The 5,256-nt window shown below is 68.5% G+C and carries 6 protein-coding genes; all 6 read left to right on the forward strand.

Annotation, left to right across the window (positions count from 1 at the left end):
• Positions 1 to 226 precede the first annotated feature (226 nt).
• The 6 genes from lptM to hslU all read left to right on the forward strand — a co-directional run bounded on the left by lptM (position 227) and on the right by hslU (position 4,977).
• Positions 227 to 478: an LPS translocon maturation chaperone LptM gene (gene lptM, locus AC1VXD_RS19700; RefSeq protein WP_164075091.1), complete on the forward strand. Its 252-nt coding sequence runs from the start codon at positions 227 to 229 to the stop codon at positions 476 to 478.
• Positions 471 to 1,322: a diaminopimelate epimerase gene (gene dapF / locus AC1VXD_RS19705; protein ID WP_313204516.1), complete on the forward strand. Its 852-nt coding sequence runs from the start codon at positions 471 to 473 to the stop codon at positions 1,320 to 1,322. Before lptM ends, dapF begins: the two co-directional genes overlap by 8 nt.
• On the forward strand, positions 1,319 to 1,993 hold the full coding sequence (locus AC1VXD_RS19710) for a DUF484 family protein (protein ID WP_482993462.1): 675 nt from the start codon (positions 1,319 to 1,321) through the stop codon (positions 1,991 to 1,993). The genes dapF and AC1VXD_RS19710 overlap by 4 nt, the downstream gene beginning before the upstream one ends.
• Positions 1,994 to 2,009: 16 nt before the next feature.
• Positions 2,010 to 2,906: a tyrosine recombinase XerC gene (gene xerC / locus AC1VXD_RS19715; protein ID WP_482993463.1), complete on the forward strand. Its 897-nt coding sequence runs from the start codon at positions 2,010 to 2,012 to the stop codon at positions 2,904 to 2,906.
• An 85-nt stretch (positions 2,907 to 2,991) separates the two neighbouring features.
• Positions 2,992 to 3,543: an ATP-dependent protease subunit HslV gene (hslV, locus tag AC1VXD_RS19720; protein ID WP_079223431.1), complete on the forward strand. Its 552-nt coding sequence runs from the start codon at positions 2,992 to 2,994 to the stop codon at positions 3,541 to 3,543.
• A gap of 60 nt (positions 3,544 to 3,603) precedes the next feature.
• The gene (hslU, locus tag AC1VXD_RS19725; protein ID WP_482993464.1) at positions 3,604 to 4,977 is read left to right on the forward strand and encodes an ATP-dependent protease ATPase subunit HslU; all 1,374 of its coding nucleotides are present in this window, start codon (positions 3,604 to 3,606) and stop codon (positions 4,975 to 4,977) included.
• Positions 4,978 to 5,256: the final 279 nt, after the last annotated feature.

Consider the following 5,256-nt stretch of genomic DNA (forward strand, 5'->3'; position numbering starts at 1 on the left):
CGGCGCCCCCCCGCCCCCCGCCCCCCCCCCCCCCCCCGCCCCCGCGCCCCGCCCCCGCCCCCGGGCCCGGGCCCCGCGCCCCCCCCCCCCCCCCCCCCGGGGGGGTAGAGTCGACCGTTGGTCGACTGCTCTCCCGGCCGCCGACGAAAACCCCGCGCTGCGCGCGATAGTCGACCAACGGTCGACTCTACCTACCGCTCAGCCGCCAATGGCTATACTCGGGCGCATGAAGATCCCCCATCGCAACGCCATCCTGATTCCGCTGGCAGCGGCCTCGCTGCTGTTCCTGTCCGCCTGTGGCAACAAGGGCCCGCTGGTACTGCCGCAGAAGCCGGTGCCGGTGGAAGAGACCGTCGAACCGGCCGTCGCGCCCGAAACCAGCCCGGAAGCCACCCCCGCAGCGACCCAGCCGACCAGCGACGGCAGCCCCTCGGTCACCCCGGACCCGATCAAGCCGGTGGACGGTGGGGATGAGTAAGGCTGGCTCCAACGCCCTGCGCTTCAGCAAGATGCACGGTGCGGGCAACGATTTCGTAGTGATCGACCTGCGTGACGGCACGCCGCCGCCCACCCCTGAAGTGGCCGCGCGCCTGGCCGACCGCCACACCGGCGTAGGCTGCGACCAGATCCTGACCATCGAGGCCCCGCGTGCGGACGGCTCAGTGGCGTCCTACCGGATCTGGAACGCCGACGGTTCCAATTCCGAGCAGTGCGGCAACGGCGCGCGCTGCATCGCCGCCTGGCTGGTGCGCGAGGGCAGTGCCCAGGGCGAGCGCTTCGTGATCGACAGCCCGCTGGCCAGCCACGAAGTGCAGGTGCTGGGCGATGGCCGCTTCTCGGTGGCCATGGGCGTGCCGGCGTTCGAACCGTCGCAGGTGCCGCTGGTGGGCTTCGCCCATGCGCGCGATGAATACCTGATGCCGCTGCAGGGCGAGACCGTGCGCTTCTCGGCGGTGTCGATGGGCAATCCGCACGCGGTCATCGAAGTGGGCCTGATCGATGCCGCGCCGGTCGAGCGCGTCGGCGCACTGCTGCAGCAGCATGCCTCGTTCCCCCAGTCGGTCAACGTGGGCTTCGCCCAGGTGATGGGCCCGGACCATGCACGCCTGCGCGTGTACGAACGTGGCGTCGGCGAAACCCTGGCCTGCGGCAGTGGTGCCTGCGCCGCCGCCGTCACCCTGATGCAGCGCGGCCGCCTGCAGGCCGATGCACGCATCAGCCTGCCCGGTGGCGAACTTCGCATCCAGTGGCCGGGCGAAGGGCAGCCGGTGGTGATGGCCGGCCCGACCGCATTCGTCTTCGAAGGGGAGTGGATCGCATGAGTGAGACCGTCGACAAGCTCGGGGGCCATGATGTCGCTGCGTGGTTGCGGCGCCATCCCGGCTTCCTCAAGCAGTTCCCGGACCTGGCCCTGACCCTGGTGGTGCCACGCGATGACGGCCCCACCGCGTCGCTGGCCAGCTACCAGCTGGAAGTGCTGCGCGAGAAGAACCGCGAGCTGGCGCGACGGTTGGCAGACCTGGGCGCAACTGCCCAGGTCAACGAGCGGTTGGCGGTGCGCACGCACCAGCTGACCTTGGCCATGATGAAGCAGGACAACGCCGCCGACACCCTGCGTGCGATGGCAGCCTCGCTGCAGGAAGATTTCGCCGGCGACCTGGTGAGGCTGGTGGTTCACACGCCGGTGGCTGGCCTGGAGCAGGCCGAGTGGCTGCAGGTGATCGCCGCTGATGATGCGCAGCTGGGCCCTTTCCGCGATTGCCTGAAGGACGGCGAGCCGATCTGTGGGCGCCTGCAGCCGGAAAAGAACGCCGTGCTGTATGGCGCGCGCAGCGACGAAGTGCAGACCACCGCACTGCTGCCGCTGCCGGGCATCGGACTGATCGCCGTCGGCAGCCACGATGCCAACCGCTTCTACCCGGGCATGGGCACGCTGTTCCTGCGCATGATGGGTGATGCCCTGGTCGCCGGCCTGAAGCGCTTCGAGCGCTGAGCCGGGACGCACGACGATGAGCGCGGTACAGCATTTCCTGCAGCACCTGCAGGTGGAGCGGCGGATGTCGGCGCATACGCTCGATGCCTACCGCCGTGACCTGGACGCGCTGTCGGTGTGGGTGGAACCGCGCGGCGTGGCAGTGGAGGCACTGGATGCTGAAACGCTGCGCCAGTTCGTCGCTGACGAGCATCGTCGCGGGCTGTCGGCCAAGAGCCTGCAGCGCCGCCTGTCGGCCTGCCGCAGCTTCTATGCCTGGCTGCTCAAGCATGGGCGCATCGAGGTGAGCCCGGCCGCGACTCTGAAGGCGCCCCGTGCGCCGCGGCGCCTGCCGCAGGTGCTCGATGCCGACGAAGCGGTGCAGCTGGTCGAACTGGAACCGGAAGGTGAACTCGGCCGTCGCGATCGCGCGCTGCTGGAACTGTTCTATTCCTCGGGCCTGCGCCTGAGCGAAGTGTGTGCGCTGACCTGGCGCGACCTGGATTTCGACAGCGGCCTGGTCAACGTGCTGGGCAAGGGCAACCGCCAGCGCCGGGTGCCGTTCGGGCGGCCCGCACGCGAAGCGCTGTTGGCTTGGCGCGCGGAAAGTGGCGGCGGCCCGGCGACGCCGGTGTTCCCCGGCCGCAACGGGCCGATCAGCCAGCGTGCGGTGCAGATCCGCATACGCCAGCTGGCCCAGCGCCAGGGCCTGTTCAAGCACGTGCACCCGCATATGCTGCGGCACAGTTTCGCCAGCCACATCCTCGAATCCTCCGGCGACCTGCGCGGCGTGCAGGAACTGCTCGGCCACGCCGACATCGCCACCACGCAGATCTACACCCATCTGGATTTCCAGCACCTGGCCAAGGTCTACGACGCCGCGCATCCGCGCGCCAAGCGCAAACCGGGGCCGGCGGCGGGCGAAGAAAGCTGAACGCTGGCCCTGCCATCGGCTGTGGCGGGCGGCTTGAAGGGCGCGGTGCAGGCCCCACCTCTGGGTGTGTCACCCCGGAGGCTCCATGGACCCCAGTCAGAATCCCAATGTTTTCCACGCCACCACCATCGTCTGCGTGCGCCGCGGCGATCACGTGGCCATTGCCGGTGATGGCCAGGTCACCCTCGGCCACACGGTGATGAAGGGCAACGCGCGCAAGGTGCGCCGCCTTGGCCGCGATGGCCAGGTGCTGGCCGGCTTCGCCGGTGCCGCCGCCGATGCCTTCACCCTGTTCGAGCTGTTCGAGGCCAAGCTGGAAAAGCATGGCCAGCTGCAGCGCGCCGCCGTCGAGCTGGCCAAGGATTGGCGTACCGAACGCCGCCTGGGCAAGCTGGAAGCCCTGCTGGCCGTGGCCGACAAGGAAACCTCGCTGATCATCAGCGGCACCGGCGATGTGATCGAGCCGGAGGACGGCATCATCGCCATCGGTTCCGGTGGTTCCTACGCACTGTCGGCTGCCCGCGCGCTGATGGCGCACACCGAGCTGGATGCACGGACCATCGCCAGTGAAGCGATCGGCATCGCCGGCGACATCTGCATCTACACCAACCGCAACGTGGTGGTCGAGGAGCTGTAACGCTCCCCGATCCGCCGGGCAGGGCCCGGCGCTACCGACAACGAATTCGTGAGCACATCCATGTCGAAGATCGAAGTTTCCTCCGCCACCATGACCCCGCGCGAGATCGTGCAGGAACTGGACCGGCACATCGTCGGCCAGCATGACGCCAAGCGCGCGGTGGCCATCGCCCTGCGCAACCGCTGGCGCCGCATGCAGCTGGTCCCTGAGCTGCGCAATGAAGTGATGCCGAAGAACATCCTGATGATCGGCCCGACCGGCGTCGGCAAGACCGAGATCGCGCGTCGCCTGGCCACCCTGGCCAACGCGCCGTTCGTGAAGGTCGAAGCCACCCGCTTCACCGAAGTCGGCTACGTCGGCAAGGACGTCGAGCAGATCATCCGCGACCTGGCCGACACCGCGGTCAAGCTCTATCGCGAACAGGCCAAGGTGCGCGTGCGTACCCAGGCCGAAGAACGCGCCGAAGACCGCATCCTCGATGCGCTGCTGCCGCGCCGCAGTGGTGGCATCGGCTTCGATCCGGAAGTGGCCCGCAACGAGCCGTCGGCGCAGGACAACGAGACCCGCATCAAGTTCCGCAAGATGCTGCGCAACGGCGAGCTGGACGAACGCGAGATCGAACTCGACCTGGCTGCCAACGTCAGCATGGACATCATGACCCCGCCGGGCATGGAAGAAATGGGCCAGCAGCTGAAGTCGATGTTCGCCAACCTCGGCGGCGGCGCCAAGGCGCACAAGCGCACGCTGACCATCAAGGCCGCGCGCCCGCTGCTGGTGGAAGAAGAGGCCGGCAAGCTGGTCAACGAGGACGACATCCGCACCGCGGCCATCGAAGCCTGCGAACAGCACGGTATCGTCTTCATCGACGAGATCGACAAGGTCGCCAAGCGCGGCGATAACGTGGGTGGTGGCGACGTTTCGCGCGAAGGCGTGCAGCGCGACCTGCTGCCGCTGGTGGAGGGCTCCAACGTGTCCACCAAGTACGGCACGATCAAGACCGACCACATCCTGTTCATTGCTTCGGGCGCATTCCATCTGGCCAAGCCCAGCGATCTGATCCCGGAACTGCAGGGTCGTTTCCCGATCCGCGTGGAACTGGGCGCGCTGAGCAAGAACGACTTCGTGCGCATCCTGACCGAGCCGAAGGCCGCGCTGTCCAAGCAGTACGAAGCGCTGCTGGCCACCGAGGGCGTCAAGGTCAGCTTCACCGCCGATGCCATCGATCGCCTGGCCGAGATCGCCTTCCAGGTGAACGAGCGCCAGGAAAACATCGGTGCGCGCCGCCTGCACACCGTGCTGGAGCGCCTGCTGGATTCGCTGAGCTACGAAGCGCCGGACCGCGACGGTGAAACCCTGGCCATCGACAGCGCCTACGTCGATGCGCACCTGGGCGAACTGGTGCAGGACCCGGACCTGAGCCGCTACATCCTGTAATGCAGAAAGCCGCCCAAAGGCGGCTTTCCTGTTTCGAAGGTAGCGCCGGGCCATGCCCGGCGAATTCCCTTCCCGCGTTGCCTCGGATGCAGGCCGCGCGCAGCGCTCGCCGGGCATGGTCCGGCGCTACAAGGGGAAGGTCGCGGTAGCGGCGGGGCCGGCCCGGGGGGGGCCGCCATGCGGCCGGGCGCGGGGTTAATTAGGCGGCGGCCCCCGCGCCCCCAACAACAACAACACAGCCGCGGAAACTCGGGGGGGCGGCGGTTGCCCGGGGCGGGG

The sequence above is a fragment of the Stenotrophomonas sp. STEN054 genome, assembly GCF_056854535.1.